This is a genomic window from Gluconobacter sp. P1D12_c, from assembly GCF_018812105.1.
In the GTDB taxonomy this organism is placed as follows: Bacteria; Pseudomonadota; Alphaproteobacteria; order Acetobacterales; family Acetobacteraceae; genus Gluconobacter; species Gluconobacter oxydans_A.
The window spans coordinates 1-365 of record NZ_JACSIQ010000835.1 but is presented as its reverse complement, the minus strand read 5'-3'; the positions used below and the strand labels follow the sequence as shown (position 1 = coordinate 365).

Genomic DNA, 365 nt, shown 5'->3' with positions numbered 1-365 from the left:
AAAACATGATCCGATGCCCCACCCGTGTCGGTATAATGCTCTTCAATGGAAAGCCCGTTGGCATGATACAGCAGCCCATCCAGAACATAGGGTGCTTCACCGGCCGTCGCCGCAATCACCCGGGTCGAAAACGGATCATACTGATCGGAGATGTGGGTGTAGAAACTGACGCCCGGTTCACTGCCATTGCGCGCATTGATATCGCTGATCGCAGCGCCTCTGCCACCTGCATGAAACAATTGACCATCACTTGAGGACGATGTGCCGTCTCCCCAGAGTGACGCCATGGGCAGCCCACTATGGGCTGCAACCATACGGCCAAGGGCTTCGTCGTATCCGGCCTCTCTGATATGCCAGTCATGCAG

The 365-nt window shown here is 56.2% G+C and carries 1 protein-coding gene; it reads right to left on the bottom strand.

The window, feature by feature from the left end:
• A partial coding sequence (locus KP705_RS19430) for a Tn3 family transposase (protein ID WP_215765497.1) occupies positions 1–365 on the bottom strand: 365 nt, incomplete at both ends.